Here is a 27,000-nt window from a genome sequence, read left to right as displayed (position 1 = left end):
ATTCACATTGATGCAAAAAGTACAGCGGTTCGGAAGCGCTATGTTTGTACCGGTTTTATTATTTGCTTTTGCGGGAATCGTCGTAGGCTTGAGCACTTTATTTAAAAATGAACAGCTGATGGGGGCCATCGCCAAGCCGGACACCTTCTGGTATCAATTCTGGTATATCCTTGAGGAAGGAGGCTGGACGGTTTTCAGGCAAATGCCGCTGTTGTTCGCAGTGGGCATCCCGATCGCGCTGGCTAAAAAAGCTGAAGCGCGCGCTTGTTTGGAAGCGCTTACTACGTATTTGACCTTTAACTACTTTGTCAGCGCCATCCTGACGGTATGGGGAGATTTTTTCGGAGTGGACATGAGCCAGGAAGCTGGGGGAACAAGCGGACTCGCGGAAATTGCCGGCATCAAAACACTCGATACAAACATTATAGGCGCCATTATCATTTCCTCGATCGTCGTCTATATTCACAATCGATATTTTGATAAAAAACTGCCTGACTTTTTGGGGATTTTTCAAGGCTCTTCATTCGTTGTCATCATATCTTTTTTCGTCATGCTGCCGGTTGCACTTGCGACAGCATACTTTTGGCCGATGGTACAAGGCGGCATCGCCTCTCTGCAAACCTTCCTTGTCGGATCGGGGGCATTTGGCGTATGGGTCTATACATTTCTTGAAAGGATTTTGATTCCGACGGGGCTGCACCATTTTATCTATACGCCTTTTCTTTTCGGTCCGGCCGTTGTCGAGGGCGGGATCGTCACCCATTGGGCCCAGCACCTCGGTGAATACGCTGCAAGCACACAGTCCCTGAAGGAGATGTTCCCGCAAGGCGGGTTTGCGCTTCATGGCAACTCAAAGATTTTCGGCATTTTGGGGATTGCGCTCGCCATCTATGTGACGGCCAAAAAGGAGAAGAAAAAAATCGTAGCGGGTCTGCTTATTCCGATTACCTTGACGGCTATGGTAGCGGGCATCACCGAGCCGATTGAATTTACCTTTTTATTCATTTCTCCTCTCCTGTTTTTTGTTCACAGTCTGTTGGCCGCGACAATGGCGACGCTCATGTATGCTTCAGGGGTGGTCGGAAATATGGGCGGAGGCTTGATTGAAATTCTCACGCTCAACTGGATCCCTCTTTTTCATTCGCATGGCAGCACTTATCTTTTTCAAATTTTAATCGGCCTTTCATTCACAGCCATTTACTTCTTTGTTTTCAGGTTTCTGATTTTAAAAATGAATATCGCCACACCGGGACGGGAAATAGATCAGCAGCAGGAAACAAAGTTTTATTCGAAACAAGACTACAAGGCAAAAAAGCATTCTGAAAAAGAGGTCTCTGCTACAAAGGAAGTCGACGTAAATCAGGATCAGGCGTTCCTTTGCATTCAGGCGCTTGGCGGGAAAGATAATATTGCCGAAGTGACAAATTGTGCCACAAGGCTGAGGGTCAGCGTCTATGACGAGTCAAAAGTGGAGCCGGACAGCGTGTTTAAGTCCTTTGGCGCCCATGGTGTCGTCAGAAACGGAAAAGCTTTGCAAATCATCATCGGCCTTTCGGTTCCGCAGGTCCGTGAAAGGGTTGAGAAACTGCTGAGAGTCTGACGTTTCAGTGAAAAAAGCTGCCTTTTGCCTGAAAAGAAAAGCCGGGTGATAAAAGGCAGCTTATTTTATATATTTAAGCTTCAAATTTTAATTTCGCTATATCGCGTTTGCATACCGCCAATTCTTTGGTCATTTCCGCCAGGTTTTGATCAAAAAAGCCGGTTCTTTTAAATAATTCTTTGAATTTTTTTTCCGTATCTTTTTTGAATGCAGTCAGCTCCGAATGGGTCTTCTCCTGAGCCTCTTTAATCGAATGAAACATTGAGACGATTTCGGATTTAAAAGATTGAAAGTTCTTTTGATGTGATAAAGTTTCGGCTTGAAAAGACTTAACACGTTCCTGATGTGATAAAGTTTCGGCTTGAAAAGACTTAACACGTTCTTGATGTGATAAGGTCTCGTCTCTAAAAGAGTTAAATTCCTGTTTGAAGGAAGAAAGCTCTTTTTTCTGTTGTCCAACTTCATTTTTAAGAGAGGATAGCTCTTTTTTCTGTTGTCCAACTTCGTTTTTAAGAGAGGAAACCTCTTTTTTCAGTCCGCTGACCTCTTCTTTAACAGAAGCGAGGTCATTTTTGATCACCCCGACTTCGCTTTTAAGAGAAGAAACCTCTTTTTTCAGCCCGCTGACCTCGCTTTTGAGGGAAGTCATGTCCTTTTTGATCATAGAAACCTCATCTTTAATCAATACCAGCTCTTTTTTAAAGGGATGGAGCTCTTCTTTGAATATGGTTCGGATGGTTTGTTCGAGCGCCGCGCTCATCTTTTTCACCTCCCTTTTTGCTCTTTCAATATACCATGAATTGAAAAACCGCAGAAAAGGGGAAACGGTATTTTTGCGGTTTGAAAGCGTATAATTGACTTAAGGAAAAATTAAAAACGGACAAAAAAAAGGCAATGCATGAAAATGCTTGCCTTTTTTGCGCTATGATTCTTTTTCTTTCGGGTCATCAAGCTTGACCCATTCATGTGACCACGTTTCCATTCCTTTAAGGACCGATTCAAGAGCCTGTCCTTTTTCAGTTAAAGAATACTCAATCCGCACCGGGGTTTCAGGATATACATGGCGGTGGATAATGCCTTCATGTTCCAGTTCTTTTAATCTTTCTGACAACAGCCTTCCGCTGATGGGAAGGGACGATTCTATATGGCAAAACCGCTGCGGGCCGTTTAGAAGCTGGTAAATGATCAATCCGTTCCAGCGCTGACTTATCATTTTCATTCCTTTTTCAAATTTGGGACATAAAGATGATAGGCTCACTATTCCTCACCTCTCTAGGTCTATTATAACGTAGATCAATAATTGAGCAAAGGTCATAAAATGACTTGACGTAAGTTTGTTATTTATATATACTAACTTACACAAAGTAAGTAACGAACGAAAAAAGGAGGATCACATGGTGATGATGTGTTGCTAGATTGATAAGTCGATGCTTGTCGGGAGGTATTGTTTTCTTCATAAAACATGAAAAAAAGGAGATTATAATGAACAACAAATACGAAATTGGCGCATTCATTTTACGATTGGTAACAGGTCTTACATTTTTGCTTCATGGTATTTCCAAGTTTCAAGGCGGTATTGAAAACACTGCAGGATTTTTCACGAGCGTCGGGATTCCGGGGTTTCTTGCTTATGTCGTGGCCATTATTGAGCTTCTGGGAGGAGCTTTGATGATTCTCGGTCTTGGTACACGGGTCATCGGAATCTTATTTGCGCTTGTGATGCTCGGTGCGATTTTCACAGTGAAGCTGTCTGCCGGATTTATGGGATCTGACGGAGGAGCAGGCTATGAATTTGATGTAGCGCTGCTTGCCATGTCTGTTTACCTTGCTTTAAACGGAAGCGGCATGCTGGCTTTGGACCGCTTGTTCCGCGCAAACCGTCAAGAAGGATTGTCTGTGGAATAAAACAGCGAGAAAGAAGGAAAAAACCGATGACCCAGCAAATCCATCCAGAAACAGAGCTAGGATATGTCAAACTGAAGGTGAAAAGCCTTGAAAAATCGATCTCTTTTTACCGAGACATGATCGGATTTCAAATCCTAAAACGTGATCTCAAAACGGCAGAACTCACGGCAGACGGCGCGCATCCGCTCGTGGTGCTGGAAGAAATTCCGAATGCCGTCGTACTGCCTGAAAGATCGGCGGCAGGCCTTTATCATTTTGCTATTTTGCTGCCAAACCGCAAAGAGCTTGGACTTGCGGTAAAGCATCTGCTCCGTATTGGTATGGACATTGGCCAGGGAGACCACCTTGTCAGTGAGGCGTTTTATCTGTCAGATCCGGATCAAAACGGAATCGAAATCTATCGGGACCGTCCGCGGGAAGGATGGAAACGTGATGAACAAGGAAATTATGTGATGGGAACCGAACCTGTTGATGTGAGAGGGATTCTTGAGGAAGCCGGGAGTCAGGAGTGGAAAGGTCTTCCCCCGGAAACCAAAATCGGCCATGTCCATTTTCATGTCAGGGATCTGCAACAGGCAAAGGATTTCTACCACTCTGTGCTGGGGTTCGGTATCGCAGGGGATTATCAAAACATGTCAGCGCTTTTTGTCTCTGCTGGCGGCTATCACCATCATATCGGTTTGAATCTCTGGGCCGGACGATATGCTCCATTTGCTCCCGCCGAGGCTGCCGGAATGGCTTACTACACCATCCTTCTGCCTGATGAAGCCGAGCTTGCCAGGACATTAAAAAAGCTGGAAAGCTCCGGTCATATGGCTGAGAGAAAAGCGGACGCATGGTTTGTCAAAGACCCGTCTTCAGGCGTTGATATCAGATTAGCGATTCAAAAAAGGTGAAACAATGCTGTTTCACCTTTTTTAGTGGGTAAAAACAGAGGACAAAAAAAGCAAAGAATGAGAAAAACAGACATCAATAACAAAGATTCGGCGTCAGCACCTGTGCTAACATAAATTGTGAATTTCACTTATTTGGAAAAACGAAGGGGGAGAACTTGTGGCAAAACATCAGCCCGTTTGGAATCCAAACATTGGGAATGGACGCTATCGCAATCCCGTTCTGTTTATGGACTACTCGGACCCTGATGTCGTTCGGAAAGGCAGCGATTATTTCATGGCGGCTTCAAGTTTTTCGTGTTTTCCCGGCATCCCGATTTTACATTCGAGAGATTTGGTCAATTGGACATTGATCAGCCATGTGTTTGACAAGCTTCCTTTTAGAGAGTATGAGACGCCTGCCCACGGAAAAGGGGCATGGGCGCCGAGCATCCGTTTTCACGGCGGCGAATTTTGGGTCTTTTTCGCCGCCCCTGATGAAGGAATTTTCATGAGCAAAACAAATGATCCGTTTCAAGGTTGGGAACCCCTTGTACATGTGAAAGAAACGAGAGGCTGGATCGATCCGTGCCCATTTTGGGATGATGATGGAAATGCTTATTTGATACATGCGTATGCCAACAGCAGGATCGGCATCAAAAGCAAATTGAACTTGTGCAGGATGAAAAGCGACGGGACGGCTTTGGAGGACGATGGGGTGACGATCTTTGACGGGACGCTGAACCACCCGACGATTGAAGGGCCAAAGCTGTATAAGAAAGGCGGCTATTATTATATTTTTGCCCCGGCGGGCGGTGTGAAGAAAGGCTGGCAGACGGTTTTGCGAAGCAGGCATATTTACGGCCCGTATGAAGATAAGGTTGTTCTTCATCAAGGAAGCTCGTCGATTAACGGACCGCATCAAGGAGGCTGGGTGGAACTCGAATCAGGGGAATCATGGTTCATCCATTTTCAAGACCGCGGCGCATTCGGGAGAGTCGTTCATCTTCAGCCTGTCCGCTGGGAAGACGGCTGGCCTTTGATGGGCGAGGATATCAATCAAGACGGAATCGGCGAGCCGGTTTTGGAATGGGAAAAGCCGGGAACGGACAGCGACGATGTAAAAGAGCCCTTTCAACAAACAAGCGATGATTTTGTGTCCGAACATCTTGCGCTTTGGTGGCAATGGGAAGCAAATCCGCAAGACGATTGGTATTCCCTTGACGCTCGACCCGACCACCTTCGCCTTTACAGCCGCCCTTTGTCGAACGGCTTTAAGTTTGGGAGTGTTCCCAATCTTCTGACACAGAAGTTTCCGGGACCGAGCTTTACCGCTACAGTAAAACTGTCATTGTACGCCTTGTCGGAAACGATCAGGGCCGGACTGGCCGTCACAGGGAAGCAATATGCAGCCCTCAGCTTTTCAAAAGAAGAAAACGGTATGTACAAACTTGCGGTTTATCAAGGCGGGATCAGTGATGTTCAAGAAGACGCGAAAACAGCGGAGCACCCGGTGACTGAAGAGACGGTTTATCTTCGCGTGACCGCAGATGAAAAAGCACTATGCCGCTTCAGCTACAGCGTTGATCAGCACCATTTCACACAAATTGGCGGCTCATTTCAGGCCGTTCCCGGTGTGTGGACGGGAGCCAAAGTCGGCGTATTTTGCACCGATATCGGTACAGATGGAGCGGATGGAAGCTGCTGTGACATCGATTGGTTCACCGTCAGCGCCGGAAAGGCGGTGAGGTAACCTGAATCATAGCAAAACATATACAAATCCCGTTTTAACCGGTTTTCACCCCGACCCTTCCATCATCGGAGTCGGGGATGATTATTACATGGTGAACTCCACCTTTCAGTATTTCCCGGCGATTGTCATTTCCCACTCAAAGGATTTGGTCAATTGGAGGATCATCGGCCACGGCATTACCGAAAACGACGGGTTGGATCTTTCCGGAATCTATGATTCACACGGCATTTGGGCGCCTGACATATCGTATCATGACGGAACGTACTACATTTTTGCGACGCACAGACTGAACGGCCCGACGGTGATCAATGGCAAAAAGCTGATCCGCAGGCAGATCATGATCAAGTCAAACCGTCCGGAAGGGCCGTATTCAAAGCCTGTATTCATTGATGAAGAAAGCGGCATCGATCCGTCGCATTTCGTCGATGATGACGGGAAGCATTACATGCTGCTCAGCCCGGCCTGCACGCTTTTTCCTTTAAATGACGAATGCACAGACATCATCGGCGAACCTGTGCAGATTTGGGAAGGAACAGGGAAAAGGGCTCCGGAAGGCCCGCACCTCCTCAGAACGAATGGATATTATTACGCCATTTTGGCAGAAGGAGGCACCGGTTATGGCCACTCGATCACGACGGCGCGCTCCAAGCATTTGTACGGCCCATATGAGCCATGCCCGTACAATCCGATTTTAACCCAGCCTGATCCCGATGCTCCGCTTCAAAGAGCGGGCCATGGAAAGCTTGTCAAAACGCAAAACGGCGAATGGTGGGCGGTCTACCTTTGCGGCCGGCCCAATGAAGGAAAGTTCACAACCCTCGGCAGGGAAACGGCACTCGATCCTGTTCGCTGGACAAAAGACGGCTGGTTTGTCATCAACGATCTTCACGGCCCGAGCGTCATCCAATCAGCCCCGAACCTTCCGGAAGCCAAATGGGCTGAAAAGAATCTAGATGATTTCGAAGGTTCTTCGCTCGCTCCTGAGTGGCAGTTTGTCAGAAATCCCGACCATTCCAGCTGGTCGTTGACAGAAAGGCCGGGGTTTCTCAGATTGTGGACGGATGATGCCGATTTACACGAGATACGTGCGAAAAATACAATCGTCAGAAGAGAAAAGCATCACCAATACAGCGCGGCGGTGAAACTGGATTTTGCGCCATCGGAAAACGGCGAGCAGGCAGGCCTCACCTGCTATTACAGCACGAACAATTATCTGCAATGCTGTCTGATCTATGATGACGGCCTGAAAATCAAGGTGATTGAAAACCGACACGGCGTCCGAAAGACGCTTGGCGAAAAACATGCAAAAGAAGGTCCGATAGTCTTAAAAGCTGCCGTCAATAAACAGAAGCGAGACTTTTATTACAGCTATGAAGAAAAGCATTGGCATCACGCGGGATCGCAAGAAAACGCGAGCTTTCTAAGCGATGAGGGCTCCCGCGATGCAAAAGGTCATACCGGAACGATGGTCGGGATGTATGCAAACAATGGCGGCAGCGGAAGAAGGATTTCCGCTGATTTTGACTGGTTCCGTTATACGCCGTTTTAACCGTCCCCGCTTTTTTTTCGGTATTGCAGCGGGGGGATGCCGACGATGTCTTTAAAGGTTTTATTGAAATGGCTGATGTGCTTAAACCCGGTTTCTTCAGCAATATTCAAGATTTTTTCATCGGTGTCCCGCAGATACTTTTTGGCTTCACGGATGCGGATGTGCCGGATATATTCGTGAAGGTGAAAGCCCGTCACTTTCTTAAAGACCCTGCTTAAATAGGACGGACTGATATAAAAAAGGTCGGCAAGGCTGGTTAATGTGAGCGTTTCCTTGAAGTTTGCCTGAATGTATGAAGCGATTTCCGAGATTTTTTCATCCATTGGGTGGAGCGGCCGGGTTTCACTTTGTCTGCCGCTCGCCAAGGTGCGGTATATGGTAAACAGCAATTGAAGCAGCAAAGCTCTGACGACATCTTCAAACCCTTCTTGTTTCAGTCTGCATTCCTTTTTCATCTCCATCAGCAACTGCTCAACAGACGTCTGTTCCCTTAGCGTGAAGGAGATGAAATTTGTATGCTCGGGAAACGGAAGGAGCGGATAAGTGCTTGAGTCAAGAAAAGGCTCGATGAAATCGTGGGAAAAGTTAACGAGGATGCGTTCGAACTCCTCAACTTCCGTACTGGAGGTTCTATGCAGGTCATGGGGATTGATGATGATCATGCTGCCTTTTTCAGCGGTATACACACTTTGATTGATAAAATAAGTCCGTTCTCCGTTCAGCAAATAATAAAGTTCATAGCTTTCATGGACGTGAGGTGCGTTCATCTCGGTAAATCCTTTTCTATGCATATATTGAATCGAAAAAGAATGCTCGTCTATAAAATATTTTGGATGACGCATATCGGGCATTCCTCCTTTTGAAAGCGATTTCTAATCGGGATTGGAGGGGATGGTATGAGAAAGCTGATTTGTCTGATGTTGTTCTTCGCTTTATCAGCCGGCTGTGCAAATCAAGAAAAGGCGGCAACTGAAGAGGGCGCCCGCCTTGAGCTTGACTGGCTTGTTCCGCTTCATACGCCGCAGCCGCCTTCAGATAAAGCGCTTAAAATCATTGAAGAAAAAACAGATACAAAGCTGCGTCTGATTTGGGTTCCGGATGCGACAAAAGAAGAAAGAATCAATGCGGCGCTTGCCGGCGGCAGCATGCCTAAAATCATCACATTGCCGAATCTTGAAGACTCCGCGGTTGTAAGCGCGCTTCGCTCAGGGATGTTTTGGGAAATCGGTCCGTATTTAAAAGACTACCCGAATTTAAAAAATCTTGATAAAACCATTGTAAAAAATATCTCGATTGATGGCAAAGTTTACGGGATTTATAGAGAACGGCCTTTGGCGAGACAGGGCGTCTTAATCCGAAAAGACTGGCTGGACAATCTCGGACTGGATATGCCTGAGACAGTCAACGATATTTATCAAATCGCAAAAGCCTTCACAGAGCAGGACCCTGACCAAAATGGAAAGGATGACACGATTGGCCTCGCCGACCGCAATGACCTGGCGTTTGGGGCTTTCAAAACATTGGCATCCTATTTAGGAGCGCCCAATGAGTGGGGAACAGGGCAAGATGGAAGCTTGTTTCCCGATTTTAAAAGCCGTGCCTACCAAGAGGCGATGAAATATATGAAAAGGCTTTATGACGAAGGACTGATGAATCGTGATTTTGCAGTCACAAGCAAAACGCAGCAGCAGGAACTCGTGATCCAGGGAAAAGCGGGGATCTATATCGGAGCCATGAGCGATGCGATGAATCTGCGCGATCAGGGGCTTAGCTTAAATCCTGATTTTCAGCTTGATATCGTCAATCGAATCCAGGGTCCTGACGGAAAAGAACATACATGGGCGCTCGGCGGCCATGGAGGCATGTCCGCCATTTCAAAATCAAGCGTCAAAACAGAAGAGGAGGTCAGAAACATACTGGCGTTTTTCGACCGGATTGCTGAAGAAGATATTAATAACCTCATGCTGTATGGAATAGAAGGCGTCCACTATGAAAAGAAAGGGACACGTCAATATCACAGAAAACAAGAAAACTATCATTTATGGGAAGCGGACATTCAGCCGCTTCAGCAACTCATCGGCGTCAATCGCCAAGCCTTAAAAAGCGCCGAAGATCCGCTGCGCGCCAAAAATGAAAAGCTTGAAGAAGACAACCGGAAAATCGCCGTTTTAAATCCGGCGGAACCGCTCTACTCTGCGACACAGACGGAACGAGGCACAGAGTTGAAAAAGATCATTGATGATGCGACATTTCAATTTATCCTCGGAGAAATCGATGAAAACGGCTTTCAGCAAGCAGTCGATAAATGGGAAGAGCGAGGCGGCGCAGAGATCATCAAGGAGCTGAATCAAGATCGGCAGAGCAAAGAATGAAATATAGACAACCTCTCTCCCGACGACTGTATGAAAGGAGAGGGTTTTTTGTATTTTATCAGCTTTTGAGTGGAAGGACTTCAATAACTCGTCTTTCTAAATGAAAGACAGCTTTTGAAAAATCAAGTGAAAATTCTTTAAATCCCGGCGAAAAAGCAATATAATTCCATCAAGGAATCACAAAGGAGGAAAACATGGTGCAGACAGCGGTCATTTTTGCGCATCCCAGTCCAAACAGTTTCAGGTGGAGCGATCTTAGATCAAGTCGTCAAAGCGCTTGAGGATGGAGGGCGTTCTTACACCGTCATCGATTTGTACAAAGAGGGGTTTGATCCCGTGCTGATATTTAATGAAAAGAAAAGGCGCTCTGAAATGAAAAACGATCCTGAGACAGCCGAATACCGGAAGATCATCAAAAACGCCGATCACCTCATCTTCATTTATCCGCTGTGGCGGGGCGGAATGCCGGCGATCTTAAAAGGCTTCATCGACCGCGTGTTTGCAGCCGGAGAGGCTTATACATACGAAGGAAGCCTGCCGAAGGGATTGCTCAAGGCCCGCACCGCTTCGGTTTACTATACGGCTGATGCTCCCGGCTGGTATTTGAAGTTTTGGCGGCGGAATGCGGACTGGGTGACCGTAAAAGATGTCATATTGAAGTTTTGCGGTGTTCGCCAGGTCAGGCGCATGCTGTTTCCAAGTGTAAAATACAACTCAGAGGCCAAACGCAAAAGATGGCTTGACCGTGTATATCAGTCTATCTTGAAAGGATGAGGTGACGGTTCATGAGGAAGAATCTGAACTGGCTGGACTGGGCAAAGGAATTGCAGGCGATCGCCCAGGCGGGTCTTGCTTATACAAAGGATGAATTTGATCAAGAGCGTTTTGAGCGGCTTCGTCAGATTAGCTGCGAAATCATCGCCGAATATTCAGATGCCGATTTTTTAAAAGTTCAAGACGTTTTTGCCGGAGAGTCAGGCTATCCAACGCCGAAAGTTGATGTGAGAGCCGTTATTTTTAAAGATGACCGTCTGCTCTTCGTTCAGGAAAAAGCGGATGGGAAATGGGCGCTCCCGGGCGGATGGGCCGATATTGGCCTGAGCCCGAAAGAAATCGCCGTCAAGGAAGCGTTTGAAGAAACCGGTCTGAAGGTGAAAGCGCAAAAGCTTTTGGCCGTTATGGACAAAAAGTGCCACAATCATCCGCCTTCCGCATTCCACGTCTATAAAATGTTTATCGCCTGTGATATTGTTGGAGGAAAGGCAGAACCCGGAATGGAAACGAACAACATCGGCTTTTTCCCGCTGGAGCATTTGCCTGAGTTATCAGAAGCGAGAAATACATATGAACAGATTGAATTTTTGTTTCAGACAAAAAACGATTCACATCAGGTGTACTGTGATTAAGGGGGAATGAACATGGAACGGCGCAAATATCCAATCGGAACGTTTACCGCACCTCTCCAGCCAAACAAAAGCGGGCGGGCCGAATTCATTAACAGGCTGAGGCAGGCGCCCTCATTGCTGAAGGAAGCGGTGGCAGGCCTCAGTGAAACACAGCTTGACACACCGTACCGCGATGGAGGCTGGACAGTCAGGCAAGTCGTCCATCACATCGCTGACAGCCATTTGAACGGTTATCTCCGCTACAAGCTGGCACTGACGGAGAAGGCGCCGCTGATCCGCACGTTTGATGAACAACAATGGGCTGAGCTTTCAGATGCCCGGACATTGCACCCCAATTTGTCCATTGCGCTTTTAGATGCGCTGCATCATCGCTGGGCTGCCCTCTTTGAGTCGATGACAGACGCCGATTTCGAAAACGCGTATCTTCACCCTGACAGCAATGAGAAGATCAGCCTTGATCATGCACTGGCCCTCTATGTATGGCACTCGAAGCATCATATCGCCCATATCACGTCGCTTCGGGACAGAATGGGATGGAGATAAAAACGCACGCCTTCTCTCGCGTATTTTCGTTTGATTTTAAACAGGTGGTCAAAAGATGAGGAAAAGCGGCTTTAAGGTGGAGCCGCTTTTTTTTGCGGATGATTTGCAGTAAGATAATAGGGGTATTATGTCCTAATCCCGATGTTCGGTAAGAGTTGATTGCCATGGAGAGAAGAGGTTTTCATGAAAAAAAATGCACTATCCGTTTTAAGAATTGTATTTCCGGCGGCTGTTCTTTTGTTTGTCATCTATCAGGCAAGAAAAGAACTGGCTGGTTTATCATTTAAAGAAACATTTCTGATTATCAACAATGTGGAAAGAATCGACCTTTTTATATTGGTTTTGCTCGGCTTTGCCGCGATTGCGGCAATGTCCTTATACGATTTTGTGTTGGTGCGCTCCCTCGGGATGCGGATTTCCAAATGGAAAACAATCAAGGTTTCATGGATTGCCAACTCATTCAATAATGTGCTTGGCTTCGGCGGGCTGTCAGGAGCCGGTTTGCGGACGATTCTCTATAAAGAGCATGTCAGTGATGTCAAGAAGCTGATCAAGGGAATCGCCTGGCTTGCATCATCCTTCCTCCTCGGGCTGTCCATCCTTTGTATATTCGTCCTTGTCAGGCTGCTTCCCTCAGGAGGGATGCTTTTTGAGAAGGCGTGGATATTTCTGACGGTTGCCGGAATGGCTGTGATTGCGCCGGCTGCAGCCGTTTTTTTAATCATCAAAAAGAAAAGAAGCGGCGGCGTTGAAAAAGGCTTGAAGCTGCCCGTCTTTTTTTCGTATTTAGGCGCATCGGTTATCGAGTGGCTCGCAGCCGGGACGGTCGTGTATTATGCCCTTGTGACAATGGGGATTGATTTGGACGCCAGAACGGTGCTCGGCGTTTTTGCGATCGCTTCTGTCGGCGGAATGATCAGTCTCGTACCCGGCGGATTCGGTTCGTTCGACCTGCTCTTTTTAATTGGCATGAATCAATTGGGAGTGGATCAGGAAATCACGCTAACCGCTGTTGTCCTTTATCGGATCGCATATTCATTTATTCCATTTGTCCTCGGCCTTATTTTTGCCGCGGCCGATTTGACGGGAAATACAATGAAAAAACTCGAGGAAAAACCGATTATTGCCCCGGCAATTGAAACGACCAACATTCTGCTGATTTTACATAGAGCGTTGCTTTTCAGGCTTCTGAATGGTTCGCTTGCCGTCATCACATTTTGCTGCGGAGTGATTGTTCTTGCTTCGGTGGCACTGCCGATCGACAGGATCACGCTGATACCATATATATCCAAACACATGCTGACGTTTTTCAATGGTCTGTCTCTCAGCTTTGCCTTGATCATGCTTATTCTTCCGCTGGAACTTTACAGGAGGACAAAGCGTTCCTATTATATGACGCTGACCGCTTTGGCGTTTGGATTTATTTTCAGTCTGTTTAAAGGTTTTAACATCAGCGCGGTTTTTCTGATTCCTCTCGTTTTTATGCTGTTTATTTTATTGAGGGGACAATTTACGAGGGAGCGGACCGTTTACACATTTGGACAGATTGCATGGGGAGCGTTCATCTTTCTCTTTACCTTGTTGAATTACAATATTATCGCCTCAAATATTTGGGAGGGTCTCGGTCCTAGCCTTGTGAAAGAATATTTCATTCACAGCGACCGCCATGTCAACTTTGCGACATGGTTTGCCTTATTCTTTGTTCCGTTGTTTTTCACCGTATTTATCACGATGTACAATCGGAAAACAAAAGAGGTCGGCGAAGAACCCGATCCTCGGAAGCTGGAGGCATTTTTGCAGGAAAAAGGCGGAAATGCTTTGAGCCATTTAGGTTTTTTGGGGGATAAGCGCTTTTTTTATTCCAGCGACGGAAACGCCCTGATTCAATTTGCGAAGATCGGCCAGCGCTTCGTTGTTCTCGGCGATCCTTCCGGCCGGAAGGAATCCTTTCCGCTTATTTTAAAAGAGTTTCTCCATTTGGCCGATCAAAAAGGTTATCTTGTTACGTTCTATCAGATTGAACGGGAGCACATGGCGCTCTACCACGATTTTGGCTACCGTTTTTTCAAGCTTGGTGAAGAGGCGATCATCGATCTCAACACATTTACAATCAGCGGGAAAAAACGGGCGGGCTTAAGAGCGATATACAACCGCTTTGAAAGGGAAGGCTATACATTCCATGTCGAACAGCCGCCGTTTTCGCAAGAATTCCTTGATGAACTGAGAAAGATCTCTGATGAATGGCTCGGACGAAAAAAGGAAAAAGGGTTTTCATTAGGGTTTTTTAAAGAAGAATATTTGCAAAAAGCGTCAATCGCCGTCTTAAAAAATGAAGCGGGTGAAATCGTCGCATTTATGAATATCATGCCGATGTACCGCGAAGGCGAAATCTCCATCGATCTGATGCGCTACTCTGAAAAAGCGCCGAAAGGCATCATGGACGCACTGTTCATCTATTTGTTTCAATGGGCAAAAGAAGAGGACTATACGACATTTAATATGGGGATGGCCCCGCTTTCAAATGTGGGCACATCCTTTCAATCGTTTTGGACGGAGCGGCTCGCCGCCGTCATTTTCAACAATGTCAGCTATATGTACAGCTTCAGCGGGCTGAGATCCTTTAAGGAAAAATATAAACCGGTTTGGCGTGGAAAATATTTGGCTTACCGAAAAAACAGATCCCTTCCTGTGACGATGATTCTCGTGACAAGGCTGATTGGGAGGAGAAAGAAATAAGAGCCGTTTGCAGCGGCTCTCAGCTTGTCGACAAACCCTCGCATTCTGCGCGTCGGTGCTCACGAAAGATAACGAGGACCGGCGGATAATTGCGCAGGCGTCCTGCCTGAACGCCGCCGTCATCACATCCTGTGCTGTGCCGATGCTCGGCCTTCCTAGACTGCAAGGGTTGAGGGTCACGCTGAAAGAAGGATGACAAAATCCCAAAACTAAAAGCCGTTTTGGGATTTTGTCAACAATCTGAGAGCCGTTTGCAGCGGCTCTTTTTTGTACATAAAAGTTGTTGGAATCTGCCAAAGCAGGTATACTGCAAATGATTGGAAAGGCCAGGACAGGACAAATGGGGGATGAAAATGAAACTTGTCGAGGTACTCAGATATGATGCATTCTCAAAGCTGGTGAATAAAGGAAATCCGGCCGGGGTGGTTCTTGACGCGGAGCATCTGATAGAAAGTGAGATGCAGGAGATCGCCGAAAGAACCGGATATAGCGAAACGTCTTTTTTACTGCCGAGCGAGACGGCCGACATCCGGATCCGCTATTTTACGCCCGGACATGAAATGAATCTGTGCGGTCATGCGACTGTAGCATCGCTTTATGCGCTCTATGAAAAAGGCGGGGTCAAACCCGGAATGGAGCTGAGAATAGAAACAAAAGCGGGCAATCTTTTCATCAAAACGGGAGATGATGACGGAGAGAAGCGCTTTTTTGTCACATTAGAGCAGGCTGAGCCGGAATTTCGGCCATTTACGGGAAACCGGGCCAAATTGGCGGAAGCCCTCGGAATCACAGAAGCAGACTTTCATGAAGCATTGCCCATCGTATATGGAAGCACGGGAATTTGGACATTGCTAGTGCCTGTTAAAGATTTAGCGGCCTGCCGGAAGATGAAACCGGATCAAGCTGAATTTCCCGCCATCTTAACGGATATGCCGCGCGCGTCAGTCCATCCGTTCTGCTTGGAAACGATGCACGAGGACTGTCACCTTCACGGCCGGCATTTTTCATCGCCTTACTCCGGCACCACGGAAGACCCTGTTACAGGAACCGCTTCCGGAGTGATGGGCGCTTACATGAGGACATACGGAGGCGCATACTGCCGGGACGGGCAAACGGAATTTTTAATCGAACAAGGCCGGGAAATCGGCAAAGACGGAAAGGTTAAAATTGCGGTTTTTGAAAAGAACGGACATATGAAGGTGCAAATGAGCGGAACAGCCGTTTTTGCGGAAAAGAAAATGTTTGAAGTATGATCGCCGCCATTTTCAATGAGTTGCAAACAGGAATATAAAACTTTATAATCAACAATGATAATCATTTTCACTTAAGGGGGCGGCAAAATGAACGACACTCTGCAGACGGAAAAAAATAGTGTTCGCGATTGCGTCAGAAATAGAAGAACGATTCGGAAATTCAAAGAAGACCCGGTGTCGAAGGAACTGGTTCTCGAGCTGCTGGAAGACGCGGTTTATGCGCCAAACCATAAGCTGACAGAGCCGTGGCGGTTTATTTATGTCGGGACCGAAAGCGGAAAACAGAAGCATGCCCACAATTTAGATAAGGCATTCCAAGAGATTAAGCCCGATAGGTCTGAAGAACAAATCAAAAAATTCAGGGACCATATTATGAGTGTTCCGGCTTTTCTCTTTGTCATTTTGAAGGAAGATGAAAATGAACGGGTCAGAAATGATGATTTTGCAGCTGTCAGCTGTTTGATTCAAAACCTCCAGCTTCTCGCCTGGGAAAAAGGGATCGGGATGGTGTGGAAAAGCGGACAGGTGCTTTATAATCGAACGCTTCAGCAATTAATGGGTCTTGACAGCAATGAACGGTTTGCCGCGATTTTGCAGATCGGCTATCCGGCGGAAATTCCTAAATTGCAAACAAGGACACCCGCAAAGCAGCTTCTGACCGAATTAGCATAAAGATAAGGCCCGGTGTTCCCAGGCCTTATTTTTATTTTGACTGCCTCTGTTTTGCGCGTTTGTCAGCGGCCTCCATACGGGCCCGCGCTTCGCGGTCATCCTGATCAGCGAGCTCAGCTGAATATTCCTCATAAACACCGTCTGTTTCTTTTTTATACTGATCAGGAACTTGAGGAAGCTTTTGTTTATTTTTATCCCGGTTTTTGTGGATTGCATTTCTGCCCAAAGTGATCACTCCTCAATCAAAAATCAGCCGGTCGATATTATTGTTCGCTGATCAGACCGCCGCTATGCATTATGATTTTTCCCTGGCGGCGCGTTCGGCTCTTTTGAATTCCCGCGAATATCTGACTTCCTGCGTTTTGTTCAGTGAGGTTTTGAAGCGCTCCCGTTTTTTCTTGTCAGCCATGTTTATTGCCTCCTAACACATATAGACTATTCACAGGCTGTCCGTTTCCGCGGCATTTATACAGTTTAAGCTTCTTTTAGGCTGCGGCTTTCGTCTTCAAAGGTTCGCATACTGTATAACGTGTACAAATCTTTGGGGATTTTAAACAGATGAAATGTGTCTTGATGTGCGCTGTTCAGCCTTCCGGCATCCGCTTGAATCGCGTATGGAAGCTTTTGTGCCGCTTTGAGGGAGCGCGTGTTTGTTTTTCTGATTTTCATCAATACCGTTTCAATGTGTTTTTCATAAAAAAGCTCGCAGAGGAATAAGTTTTTCGCCTGTTGATTATAGCCTTTTCCATGAAAGGGCCTGCCGAGCCAAGTAGCCAGAAACCCTTCATTTTCTTCGATTTCATACAAGCTGATACAGCCGATCGGATTATCCCACTCATCGACAATCGTTCTGGAGATCAGCTTTCCCGTTTCCTCTTCTTCGATCACATTTTTGACGTGAAACATATATTCTTCAACGGTTTTTGCTTTATGTTTTACAAAAGGGAAGACCTCCTGGTGGATCATCAATTCAAAAAGCGCAGCACAGTCGGACAAGTCCCGTTTTTTCAGCATGGCAGCCCCTCCTTAACGTGAGGGCGGTACCCACCCTCGAAATTTTTTAATTGCGGATCACATCCGCTGTTTCTTGCTTACATTAAAAAATTCGGGGTGGGAATCGAACCCACTAAACCAGAAAACTGGCGGCGCACCATTTGCCTTCCCTATTCACAGCAATGCTGGCGATTTCTACATTTTACGCAGAGGGGAAACAAAAAGCCACAAGGCTTTTGCTGAAAAACCTGAGCCCTATAGAAGAAGATCACGCAACGCGTCTTCCAAATCGGGGTACAGGAAACGGTATTCATTTAAAAGGCACTTTTCCGGTACGACGCGCTGTCCTTTTAACACAAGCAGACTCATTTCACCAAGAACGGCTTTGATGGCGAATGCGGGTACCGCGAGCCAATGGGGCCGCTTTTTGACTTTGCCGATTGTTTTGCCGAACCTCTCCATCCGGACGGGGTTCGGCGCCGTGGCATTAAGCGGACCCGACAGCTCCGAATCGTTGATCGCCGTTTTAATGATCCCGACGGCGTCATCAATATGGATCCAGGGGATCCACTGGCGGCCTGAACCGATGCGCCCGCCTGCAAAAAGCGAATAGGGAAGCGTCATTTTAGAGAGTGCTCCGCCGCTTTTGGCGAGCACCATGCCAAAACGTACATAGACGGTGCGAATGCCAAGCGCTTCGATTTGTTTTGCCTCGCTTTCCCAGGCGGCTGTCGTCCGGCTGAGAAAGTCCTGATCTGAAGCGGGCGCTTTTTCTGTAAATGTGTCAAAAAGGCTCGTCCCATAGATGCCGACGGCGCTTGCCTGGATAAAGACTTTTGGCTTCACACTCAACTTTTGAATGATCCGGGCCGATTCCTGTACAGAACGGATGCGGCTGTTGGCAATCTCCGCTTTTATGGTTTCAGTCCAGCGGCCAATAAGCGATTTTCCCGCCAGATTGATCCAGACATCGATGCCGGGCAGTTCTGTTTCGGGTCTGGCGCCGCGAGTTTGCCAAACTGCATAAGAGAGGTTTTTTTGTTCGGTTTCCTCCGGATTTCTTGATAGAATATAAACGTGATGTCCCGCGGCGGTCAAAGCCTTTGTCAGATGCTTTCCGATCAAGCCAGTCCCGCCGGCAATCACAATGTTCACCATGATCACTCCCTTTTGGAGATCCTTTACCTTATTCTAAAAGAAGAAAACGAAAGAAGGGAGCTTTTATGCCGTATATAACAAAAATTTCTGCCCAGAAAAACAATGAAGAGCGGGTCAATATTTTTCTTGATGAAAAATACGCCTTCAGCGTTGACCTTGATGTTCTCGTCAAGTTTGATCTGCGAAAAGGAAAAGAGCTTGATGAGCTGGACATCATCGAAATCCAGTATGGCGACGAAATTAAAAAAGGCTTTCATAAAGCGCTTGATTTTTTGTCCTACAGAATGCGCTCGACAAAAGAAGTCAAAGACCACTTGAAGAAAAAGGGAGTCGCGGATTCTGCGATCACAGAAATCATTCATATGCTGAATGACTACAAATATTTGGACGACCGGGAATTTGCCCAAGCTTTCGTGAGCACCCACCGGAAAACGAGCGGCAAAGGGCCGGATGTTCTATACAGAGAGCTGAAATTAAAAGGGGTTGATGAAGAACACATCCAGGAAGCGTTAAGCTCGTTTACGTTTTCCGAACAGGTTGCAACCGCGGTTAAGCACGCTGAAAAGATGCTGAAAAAAGGAAAAAAACTTTCCTCTAAAGAAACGAAACAGGCCATCGAACAACATCTTATGCGAAAGGGGTTCTCCATCGACGTCATTTCGGCCGCTCTGTTGGAGACGGATTATGAAAACAATGACGATGCGGAAAGAGAAGCGCTTGACAAACAAGGGGAAAAAGCCATGAAACGCTGCGGTTATGACGGTTCATATGAAACGAAAATGAAGGTCAAGCAGTATTTGTTTAGAAAAGGCTTTTCCATAGACATGATTGATCAATTTCTAGATGAAAAGGGATGAGAACATGGAGAAAAGATACAGCGAAATGACGGAGCAGGAATTGCGGAGAGAGATCGGGATTTTAACGGAAAAGGCGAGAAAGGCTGAGCAAATGGGCATTGTAAACGAGCTTGCCGTTCACGAGCGTAAAATTGCGATGGCGAAAGCCTATCTTCTCGATCCGGCCGATTTTAAACCGGGCCGCGTTTACGACATTATAGATGCGGGCGAAGACTTCTTCATCCGCTATTTAAACGGTGTTTTCGCCTGGGGGCACCGGCTGGGCACACCAGATCATGAAGAGGCTCTGCCGATTTCTTTGTTAAAAGAAAAGGATTAAGACACGGCTTAACCCTTTTCCCGTTTTGTTATCTTGTGCGAATATTCGTATTGCGCTCGAGTATGATGAGGTCCTGTGTCTGCTGTGTCTCACCGTTTACCTGTGACCGCGCATGTTTCGTATTAGCCCATGGCTGCGGATAGTTTTGCTTTTTCATCTGATCAAAATCGTTTGTATACGGTTTGCGGTTGGCACACAAAGAACATCACTCCATCCGAGAAAATTTTAGCGTTTGCCGGAAGCTCTCATTCGTTCCTGCGGATGAGTATTCGTGCTTCCGTCAGGGCGCTTTGAAGCAAAATCGTCTTTGGCCCGGGGCTCGCCTTCAAACTTGTTGTTGTTCATATTCGGAAAGCCTCTCGATTTATTCCGCATCTTTATAGGCTCCTCCCATAAATCCAAAATGTTTGCGTCTTCTCTTCAGAAGACGTAAGGTTAGTATATGAAATGGACGGTGTTTTCAAAAAGAAAGTTTTTTCCTAAGGAAAGGGGGGAAAGTTCAAGGTGGAAGCACAAGTTGAAAGGCTGACAAATGCGCTTCTGGAAAAGAATCATATGCTGAGCTATGCGCAAGCCAGAACATGGATTGAATGTCTGTTGGATGACTTCGAGGCGGCATTTGCCAAAAGCGGCCGGCCCGGAGGAAATGAATTGACAGAGCGCGTTGTTTTGGACTGGATTGATCACTACGGCAGCCATCTGCACTTATTTGAAACAGAAGTTGAAAATTTGTTCTCAGGAGACCATGGACTTCTCCATTAAAACGTTTCTTTTAGAAAGGAATGATGAGATGAAAGCGATCGTCATTGGTTCGGGGATTGCCGGTGCAAGCGCAGCATATCATCTTGTGAAAAAAGGAGCGGACGTGACGGTTCTGGATGAAGGGCATAAAGGCCAATCGACGAAGGCGGGAGCGGGCATTATCTGTCCGTGGTTTTCATCCAGAAGTGAAGATTGGGAACGTTTGGCGAAAGCCGGGGCCGAATATTATCCCTCACTTGTTGCACAACTTAAAGAAGACGGAGCGGGTGACTTGGGATATGAAAAAACGGGCGCCCTGCGGGTCACTCGAGATGCCGAAGCACTCGATCAAATTGAAAGAAAATTGAGAGAACAAACAGATGATAAGGCCGCAATCGGCGAAATCACCCGCTTATCGAATGATGAAGCGAAACAGCTTTTTCCTCCGCTTGCCGACGGGATGGAAGCGATTCTTATAACAGGTGCCGCGCGCGTTGACGGGCATCTGCTGCGAAATGCCCTTCTGCAGGCGGCAAGGAAGCATGGAGCCGTCATGTTAAGCGAAAAAGCGGCGCTGTCATTTGAACAGGGGCGCATAAAAGGGGTCAGGGCTGGCGGACGGTTGATTTCCGCCGATACGGTCGTGCTGGCTGCCGGCGCCTGGACGAATCGATTGCTGGAACCTTTGGGGATACACCTTCATCTGGAGCCGCAGCGCGGACAGATTGTTCATTTAAAGATACCTGATCAAGACACTGACAAGTGGCCGGTTATTTTGCCGGATACAGACCATTACATCGTGACATTCGCCGGATCCCGCGTTGTCGCCGGAGCCACAAGAGAAACCGGTTCGGGATTTGATTACAGGATGACGGCAGGAGGATTGCAGGAGGTGCTTCAGGAAGCCTTATCTGTTGCGCCTGGGCTGCACAGCGCGGAAGTCAGCGAAGTCAGGGTCGGTTTTCGGCCCCTGACCAAGGATTTGCTTCCCTTGCTCGGGAACATTCAGGACACAGGTCTGGTGGCAGCGACTGGCTTTGGGCCGTCAGGTTTGACATTTGGCCCTTATGCGGGGTTATTGGCCGCTGCCTTAGCATGCGGTGAAGACCCGCAATTTGCTGTGGAAAAATACAGCCCATTAAGGCAAATCTTATAAAATGGGAAACAAACCCTTGTTCTTTTTCTGTAATATCATTTTTTTACCACTTGTTCATAGATGTCTGATATAATGACAAAATAATCTTGTAAAAAATAGTGCAGCATGCCCACGAATCCCTTTTGATGGGGTGCTCCTGAAAAATGTCTGAGTATCCTGCCGTTTTAGTATGCCGGATGCAATTTTATTATGTCCAAAAGAGGTGCCTTTAAGTGAAGAAAGGATTCGTTTCAATTATTATTCCTTCTTATAATGAAGCAAGCAACATTAAATTGATTTATTCACATTTAAGGAACGAATTTCAAACCATTGATTATGATTATGAAATTTATTACATAAACGACGGAAGCACAGATGAAACCCTTGAAGAAATTAAAGATCTGGCGCAAAAAAGTGAACGTGTCAAATACATTTCATTCTCAAGAAATTTCGGTAAGGAGGCTGCCATTCTTGCAGGGTTTCAGCATGCCCGCGGCGATGCCGTCGTCGTCATGGATGCCGATTTGCAGCATCCGACATACTTATTGCATGATTTCATCAAAGGATATGAGGAAGGCTATGACCAAGTGGTCGCACAACGCAACAGAAAAGGGGACAACCCGATACGATCCTATTTGTCGTCACTGTATTACCGTTTTATCAACAATGCGGTTGAAGTTGATTTAAGGGACGGTGTCGGCGATTTTCGCCTGTTAAGCAGAAAAGCGGTTGACGCGCTGTTGAAGCTGAGCGAAGGAAACCGCTTTTCTAAAGGGCTGTTCTGCTGGATCGGCTTTGATCAGAAAATCATCTATTATGAGAATGTCGAAAGGAAAAACGGAAAGTCCAAGTGGTCGTTTCGCCACTTGCTTAACTATGGAATCGACGGGGTCGTTTCCTTCAACAACAGACCTTTGAGAATATGTTTTTACGCCGGAATTTTTATCCTTTTTCTTTCGCTGATCTACATTGTGGCGACATTCATTCAAATTTTGAAACACGGTGTCATTGTTCCGGGGTATTTTACCATTATTTCTGCGGTTCTCTTTCTTGGCGGCGTTCAGCTTCTCAGTCTCGGAATCATCGGTGAATACATCGGACGAATCTATTATGAGACGAAAAAGCGGCCTCATTATTTGATACAGGAGGCAAACATCAGCAATGGAGAAACTCATGAAAAAAATGAATCTTGAATTTATCCGCTTTGCCGCTGTAGGCGTTGTGAATACCTTGAATTACTACGCGGTTTATTTGCTTCTGCATCTTTTGCTGGCGATGAATTATATGGCATCACATATTGCCGCATTTGCCGTCAGCCTTGTCATTTCCTTTTTCTTGAATTGCTATTTTACCTTTAAAATCAAGCCGACACTTTCTAAATTTTTGCAATTTCCGTTGACACAGCTGTTTAATTTGGCCGCGTCTACTTTGTTTGTGTATATTTTTGTAAACTTTTTGAAGATGAACAGTTCGGCGGCTCCGCTGGCTTCCATGTTTTTAACGGTTCCTCTGACGTTTTTAGTGACAGGGAAGATTTTGAAAAGAGACAGGGGAAGAGTATGAAGAAAACAATATGTCTATTTTTCATTTCAAGTTTTGTTATTTCTGTAATCGCCCATTTCTTTTTCTTGATCGAATGGGCGCATGGCCGCTATATGACCGGAAACGGCGACGGGCTCGCACAAATGGTTATTTTTAAATCATTTCTTTATGATCAATATAAAAACGGCAACTTTTTTTATGCCTACTCCTTCGGTCTTGGCGGCGGCATCTACAGTCAGCTTGGCTATTATTTTACGACTTCTTTTGTATTCATCGCTTCTTTTGCCGCCGTTTTTGTCATGGAGCTTTTACATATGACGAACAATACGGATGCTTTGTTCTGGGCGCAGGCCGCCGTGTTTATCAGTGTGATCAAACTGACCTTGGTTATTTTTATCGCCTCATACGCGTTTCATATGTTGGTGAAGCAAAAACTGGCCGCTTTTACAGGGGCCGTTTTATACGGAACATCTGTCATCTATTTCCGTCATACGGTGTTTTGGGAATTTTTCAGCGATGCCATGCTGTGGCTTCCTTTGCTTGTGGCGGGGGCGGAGAAAATCATCAGGGACAGGCGGCCGGGACTGTTTATCACCGCCTGTTCTGTGACGCTGTTTAACAATTTCTATTTTGCGTATATCAATTTGATTTTCATCGCCATTTATGTGATCTTTCGCTGGTTGGTTCAGCTTGATGAACATGAAGAGGCAAGGTGGAAGCAGTTCAGGATGTTTGCCGTATCCTGCCTGATTTCCTTTGGGATCAGCGCCGTTTCTTTTGTGCCTGCTGTTTACGGCTTTTTGAACAATCTGCGGCCTCCGTATGATCAGGCGGTTCCTTTGTACGATCTCACGGACAACATTCTATTTTCCAGCCGCATCATACTTCTGCCCGCAGTCTTTTTGCTGTTTTTATTCGTGCTTTCCTTTTATCGAAACAAGACGTTCAGGGTGTTTGCCGCGATCAGCATGGTGCTGATCATTCTCCATTACAGTCCGCTTGCGGCAAGTGCGTTCAACGGATTTTCCGCACCGCAGAACCGTTTTGAATACTTGCTTGCTTTTACGATCGGCGGCGCCGTTGCGGTAGGAATCACCGAGCTGAAACGCATCAGGCTGAAAGAGATCTTCTGTTCAAGCGTGATCGTCCTCTGCATTTATATCGCAACGGTGTGGAAGAAAGATCTGGATTTGTCTTTGCTGAAAAATTGGAGCATTCTTGCTCTTTTGATGCTGACGATCGCCGTCTTTGCGGCGGCCGGCCTCAAATACAAAAGGTGGCATCTGCTTTTCCACGGCTGTATTTTGGCATCTAGTGTGGTGATCGCCAATACGTATGAGAAATATGTCCTGTCAGAAGGAAGCGACATTCAATCCGTGACGAAAAGCTATTTGACTAGCAACGAGTATAACGGCAAAGAGCAGCGCGAACTTTTGGAAAACATCAAAAAAGATGATGGCGGCGATCCGTACACAAGGATCGACTGGATGAACGGCGTTCGCAACAATACGCCGATGCTCCAGCGCTTTAACGGTTTCAGCGCCTATTCCAGCATCCTGAACAAGGATCTTCTCCTGTTTTATTGGAAAGACCTTCAAATCGATATGGGGCGGGAAAGCGTCAGCCGCTATGCGACGATGGGGGACCGCGCCAACCTGTACAGCTTGTTGTACGGCAAATATTATATGACGGAAAAAGAAAATGCCCCTGACGTCCCTTACGGATTTGAAAAAATGGACGAGTCCGAGCATTATGACGTATACAAAAACAAGTACACACTGCCGTTTATCCGTACGGCCGACACCGTTTTTTCCGAAAAGGATTTAGCCGATTCCTCCGTATTGGCGAGAGAGCATGCGATGCTTGAAGGGATCGTGCTGGATAACGGAAAAGGAAACACAGAGCCGCCACAAGAGAGGAATATCATCAAGGAGGCGAAGCTGAAAACGAAAGGCGCCTCTTATGAAAACGGTGTGCTCAAAGTAACAGAAAAAAAGGGCGGAATCGATCTGATCCCGCCTCAAAGCAGTCTTGCGGATGAAGGCGACTATTATGTCGGATTTTATTTGAAAAGCTTAGCAAAGGACCAGTTTTTCAATTTGCAGGTCAATGATTATGTCACATCAAGGAAATCCAATCAGTCGATTTATAAAACAGGCGTCTACGACTTGACGATCAGGGTGAAGAAGGCGAAAAAGATTGCGATCAGGCTCCCGAAAGGAACCTATCAACTGGAGCATTTGACATTGTATGAGGAAGATTACCAAACATTAAAAAAAGAGGCGGCGAAAAAAGCGCCGGACGCTGAAATGACCTGGCAGCAAAATAAGCTGACCATCAGCTACAACAACCAAAACGGCGACCGCTATATGATGCTGCCGATCCCGTTTGAAAAAGGCTGGGAGCTTACGGTGAACGGGAAAAAACAACCCGTTCAAAAAGCGAATTATTCCTTTATCGGCTTTTCCATCGACAAAGGGGACAACGATATTCAGCTCGTTTATTATCCGCCGTACTTTAAAGAATCATTGGCGGTGACCATCATCGCCCTCGCCGCTGGAATATGGTACAGCAGGAGAAGACGGAAAAAGCTTGGCTCTTAAACAGAGCCAAGCTTTAATTTTTTCTGAAGCTTTTCTTCGCTGAAGATCCATCCGGTATAGGATGTGATTAATTCCAAAGAGTCCCTGTCGATATGGGCGATGGCGACAAATGGATAGTGTCCTTTGCTTCGGTAGCGCAAATCGATAAAACGGACTTCGTAGTGGTCTTTATACGTGTCAATTTCCCATTTGTAAACAGGTGAAAAAGACAGGAAAGCGGAAATGTTTTTATCCTGCTTCGCCGCTTTCATGACAGCCGATTCAGGCACCGGCACCCTGTTGAATGTGTCAATGATGACGACGTTTCCGTCAATGCTTCTTCCGACATGGAAGGCGGACTTTGCCTTGACGGCGACCCGCCACTGTCTGAACTTCATCGTCGGCGAAATGATAATTTCTTCAATATCATCGATTTTTTCATGGAGTGATTGTTTGATTCGCCTTTGCATCATGTATCTCAGCAGGTAGTACCCCGCCAGGATGATGTAAAGGGCTAAAAACGTATAACCTTGATGGGCGCCCGCGAGCCAAAAGGCTATCGCCACTAGGTGGCTGACGAAAATAAACGGATCGAATGTATTAATCAATCCGAGCGCCACCCATTTTTTTGAAAAAGGTCTGACAGCCTGTGTGCCATAGGCGTTAAAAATATCGACGAACACATGGAGCGCAACCGCGGCCAGCGTCCACAGCCACAGATGCAGCAGATTGGCTTCTGGATAAAGCAAAAGCAGGACGCCCGGTATCATCAATGACCAAGCGAGGACAGCGGGGATGGAATGCGTAAATCCCCTGTGATGTCTTATATAAACAGCGTTATTTTTTAATTTTAAAATCGTATCAATATCCGGAGCCTGTGATCCGACGATTGTCGCAATCATCACGGCCTCGGTCATGGAAGGATCCATACCGACGGCGGGATCCAATGTCGCAATGCCGCCGAGGGCAACCCCCATGACAACGTGTGTGCCAGTATCCATTGGTGACCTCC

Annotated in this window: 28 protein-coding genes and 1 pseudogene; 19 read left to right on the top strand and 10 right to left on the bottom strand. The window is 46.6% G+C overall.

What is annotated here, in order from left to right; all coding sequences use genetic code 11:
- Window positions 1-7 precede the first annotated feature (7 nt).
- Window positions 8-1,600, top strand: a complete 1,593-nt coding sequence (locus M654_RS19200; protein WP_026589541.1) for an alpha-glucoside-specific PTS transporter subunit IIBC — start codon at window positions 8-10, stop codon at window positions 1,598-1,600.
- A 73-nt stretch (window positions 1,601-1,673) separates the two neighbouring features.
- On the opposite strand, the gene M654_RS19195 is transcribed toward M654_RS19200, so the two are convergent.
- Complete coding sequence (locus M654_RS19195; RefSeq protein ID WP_152521012.1) at window positions 1,674-2,180, bottom strand: V-type ATP synthase subunit I domain-containing protein; 507 nt, start codon at window positions 2,178-2,180, stop codon at window positions 1,674-1,676.
- 342 nt (window positions 2,181-2,522) lie between these two features.
- Window positions 2,523-2,858: a winged helix-turn-helix transcriptional regulator gene (locus M654_RS19190; protein WP_026589540.1), complete on the bottom strand. Its 336-nt coding sequence runs from the start codon at window positions 2,856-2,858 to the stop codon at window positions 2,523-2,525.
- Between the two features lie 224 nt (window positions 2,859-3,082).
- Between M654_RS19190 and M654_RS19185 the strand changes: the two genes are divergently transcribed.
- From M654_RS19185 to M654_RS19170, 4 genes are all read left to right on the top strand, one after another.
- Complete coding sequence (locus M654_RS19185) at window positions 3,083-3,505, top strand: DoxX family protein (protein WP_026589539.1); 423 nt, start codon at window positions 3,083-3,085, stop codon at window positions 3,503-3,505.
- Between the two features lie 26 nt (window positions 3,506-3,531).
- A complete protein-coding gene (locus M654_RS19180; RefSeq protein WP_026589538.1) occupies window positions 3,532-4,401 on the top strand; it encodes a VOC family protein in 870 nt (289 codons plus the stop codon).
- A gap of 157 nt (window positions 4,402-4,558) precedes the next feature.
- Window positions 4,559-6,130, top strand: a complete 1,572-nt coding sequence (locus M654_RS19175) for a glycoside hydrolase family 43 protein (RefSeq protein ID WP_236251154.1) — start codon at window positions 4,559-4,561, stop codon at window positions 6,128-6,130.
- Window position 6,131: 1 nt separating this feature from the next.
- Window positions 6,132-7,679 (top strand): glycoside hydrolase family 43 protein, encoded by a 1,548-nt coding sequence (locus M654_RS19170; protein ID WP_026589536.1) that lies wholly within the window; start codon window positions 6,132-6,134, stop codon window positions 7,677-7,679.
- Here M654_RS19170 and M654_RS19165 read toward each other — a convergent pair.
- Window positions 7,676-8,521 (bottom strand): AraC family transcriptional regulator, encoded by an 846-nt coding sequence (locus M654_RS19165; protein ID WP_051290468.1) that lies wholly within the window; start codon window positions 8,519-8,521, stop codon window positions 7,676-7,678. The two genes, M654_RS19170 and M654_RS19165, sit on opposite strands and share 4 nt — an antisense overlap.
- Window positions 8,522-8,575: 54 nt before the next feature.
- On the opposite strand from M654_RS19165, the gene M654_RS19160 reads away from it, so the two are divergent.
- From M654_RS19160 to M654_RS19130, 7 genes and pseudogenes are all read left to right on the top strand, one after another.
- Complete coding sequence (locus M654_RS19160) at window positions 8,576-10,051, top strand: extracellular solute-binding protein (RefSeq protein ID WP_026589534.1); 1,476 nt, start codon at window positions 8,576-8,578, stop codon at window positions 10,049-10,051.
- A gap of 197 nt (window positions 10,052-10,248) precedes the next feature.
- Window positions 10,249-10,825 (top strand): annotated as a pseudogene (locus M654_RS19155) (NAD(P)H-dependent oxidoreductase).
- A gap of 11 nt (window positions 10,826-10,836) precedes the next feature.
- Window positions 10,837-11,457, top strand: coding sequence for an NUDIX hydrolase (locus tag M654_RS19150; RefSeq protein WP_026589532.1), 621 nt, complete (start codon window positions 10,837-10,839; stop codon window positions 11,455-11,457).
- 6 nt (window positions 11,458-11,463) lie between these two features.
- Window positions 11,464-12,000 (top strand): YfiT family bacillithiol transferase, encoded by a 537-nt coding sequence (locus M654_RS19145; protein WP_026589531.1) that lies wholly within the window; start codon window positions 11,464-11,466, stop codon window positions 11,998-12,000.
- 183 nt (window positions 12,001-12,183) lie between these two features.
- Window positions 12,184-14,736, top strand: a complete 2,553-nt coding sequence (mprF, locus tag M654_RS19140; protein ID WP_026589530.1) for a bifunctional lysylphosphatidylglycerol flippase/synthetase MprF — start codon at window positions 12,184-12,186, stop codon at window positions 14,734-14,736.
- 353 nt (window positions 14,737-15,089) lie between these two features.
- Window positions 15,090-15,989, top strand: coding sequence for a PhzF family phenazine biosynthesis isomerase (locus M654_RS19135; RefSeq protein ID WP_026589529.1), 900 nt, complete (start codon window positions 15,090-15,092; stop codon window positions 15,987-15,989).
- Between the two features lie 87 nt (window positions 15,990-16,076).
- Entirely contained in the window at window positions 16,077-16,661 is a 585-nt protein-coding gene (locus tag M654_RS19130) for a nitroreductase family protein (RefSeq protein WP_026589528.1), read from the top strand.
- A gap of 31 nt (window positions 16,662-16,692) precedes the next feature.
- Here the strand turns inward: M654_RS19130 and M654_RS19125 are convergent, their stop codons facing one another.
- The 4 genes from M654_RS19125 to M654_RS19110 form a co-directional block, all read right to left on the bottom strand.
- A complete protein-coding gene (locus tag M654_RS19125) occupies window positions 16,693-16,887 on the bottom strand; it encodes a YfhD family protein (protein ID WP_026589527.1) in 195 nt (64 codons plus the stop codon).
- A gap of 69 nt (window positions 16,888-16,956) precedes the next feature.
- Entirely contained in the window at window positions 16,957-17,070 is a 114-nt protein-coding gene (locus M654_RS19120) for a YfhE family protein (protein WP_077735289.1), read from the bottom strand.
- Window positions 17,071-17,135: 65 nt separating this feature from the next.
- Window positions 17,136-17,675 (bottom strand): GNAT family N-acetyltransferase, encoded by a 540-nt coding sequence (locus M654_RS19115; protein WP_026589526.1) that lies wholly within the window; start codon window positions 17,673-17,675, stop codon window positions 17,136-17,138.
- A 234-nt stretch (window positions 17,676-17,909) separates the two neighbouring features.
- The gene (locus M654_RS19110) at window positions 17,910-18,812 is read right to left on the bottom strand and encodes a TIGR01777 family oxidoreductase (protein WP_035428763.1); all 903 of its coding nucleotides are present in this window, start codon (window positions 18,810-18,812) and stop codon (window positions 17,910-17,912) included.
- A 65-nt stretch (window positions 18,813-18,877) separates the two neighbouring features.
- On the opposite strand from M654_RS19110, the gene recX reads away from it, so the two are divergent.
- Both recX and M654_RS19100 read left to right on the top strand, forming a co-directional pair.
- A complete protein-coding gene (gene recX / locus M654_RS19105) occupies window positions 18,878-19,669 on the top strand; it encodes a recombination regulator RecX (protein WP_026589524.1) in 792 nt (263 codons plus the stop codon).
- A gap of 4 nt (window positions 19,670-19,673) precedes the next feature.
- Entirely contained in the window at window positions 19,674-19,988 is a 315-nt protein-coding gene (locus M654_RS19100; RefSeq protein WP_026589523.1) for a YfhH family protein, read from the top strand.
- A 28-nt stretch (window positions 19,989-20,016) separates the two neighbouring features.
- On the opposite strand, the gene M654_RS19095 is transcribed toward M654_RS19100, so the two are convergent.
- Window positions 20,017-20,187 (bottom strand): YpzG family protein, encoded by a 171-nt coding sequence (locus tag M654_RS19095; protein ID WP_077735286.1) that lies wholly within the window; start codon window positions 20,185-20,187, stop codon window positions 20,017-20,019.
- Window positions 20,188-20,213: 26 nt separating this feature from the next.
- The gene (locus M654_RS19090; protein ID WP_003179924.1) at window positions 20,214-20,363 is read right to left on the bottom strand and encodes a small, acid-soluble spore protein K; all 150 of its coding nucleotides are present in this window, start codon (window positions 20,361-20,363) and stop codon (window positions 20,214-20,216) included.
- 129 nt (window positions 20,364-20,492) lie between these two features.
- Here M654_RS19090 and M654_RS19085 point away from each other — a divergent pair, with 129 nt between their 5' ends.
- The 5 genes from M654_RS19085 to M654_RS19065 all read left to right on the top strand — a co-directional run bounded on the left by M654_RS19085 (window position 20,493) and on the right by M654_RS19065 (window position 26,009).
- Window positions 20,493-20,750, top strand: coding sequence for a YfhJ family protein (locus tag M654_RS19085; RefSeq protein ID WP_026589522.1), 258 nt, complete (start codon window positions 20,493-20,495; stop codon window positions 20,748-20,750).
- On the top strand, window positions 20,734-21,885 hold the full coding sequence (locus tag M654_RS19080; protein ID WP_236251153.1) for an NAD(P)/FAD-dependent oxidoreductase: 1,152 nt from the start codon (window positions 20,734-20,736) through the stop codon (window positions 21,883-21,885). Before M654_RS19085 ends, M654_RS19080 begins: the two co-directional genes overlap by 17 nt.
- Before the next feature lie 212 nt (window positions 21,886-22,097).
- Window positions 22,098-23,057: a glycosyltransferase family 2 protein gene (locus tag M654_RS19075; protein ID WP_026589520.1), complete on the top strand. Its 960-nt coding sequence runs from the start codon at window positions 22,098-22,100 to the stop codon at window positions 23,055-23,057.
- Window positions 23,026-23,427, top strand: a complete 402-nt coding sequence (locus M654_RS19070) for a GtrA family protein (RefSeq protein ID WP_026589519.1) — start codon at window positions 23,026-23,028, stop codon at window positions 23,425-23,427. Before M654_RS19075 ends, M654_RS19070 begins: the two co-directional genes overlap by 32 nt.
- On the top strand, window positions 23,424-26,009 hold the full coding sequence (locus tag M654_RS19065; RefSeq protein WP_026589518.1) for a YfhO family protein: 2,586 nt from the start codon (window positions 23,424-23,426) through the stop codon (window positions 26,007-26,009). The genes M654_RS19070 and M654_RS19065 overlap by 4 nt, the downstream gene beginning before the upstream one ends.
- On the opposite strand, the gene M654_RS19060 is transcribed toward M654_RS19065, so the two are convergent.
- The gene (locus M654_RS19060) at window positions 26,006-26,989 is read right to left on the bottom strand and encodes a metal-dependent hydrolase (protein WP_026589517.1); all 984 of its coding nucleotides are present in this window, start codon (window positions 26,987-26,989) and stop codon (window positions 26,006-26,008) included. The two genes, M654_RS19065 and M654_RS19060, sit on opposite strands and share 4 nt — an antisense overlap.
- Window positions 26,990-27,000 lie beyond the last annotated feature (11 nt).

Origin of the sequence: Bacillus sp. NSP9.1 (genome assembly GCF_000465465.2) — a bacterium.
Taxonomy (GTDB): Bacteria; Bacillota; Bacilli; order Bacillales; family Bacillaceae; genus Bacillus; species Bacillus sonorensis_A.
Note: the sequence above shows the minus strand (reverse complement) of the source record. Positions and strands in the feature narration are given on the sequence as shown.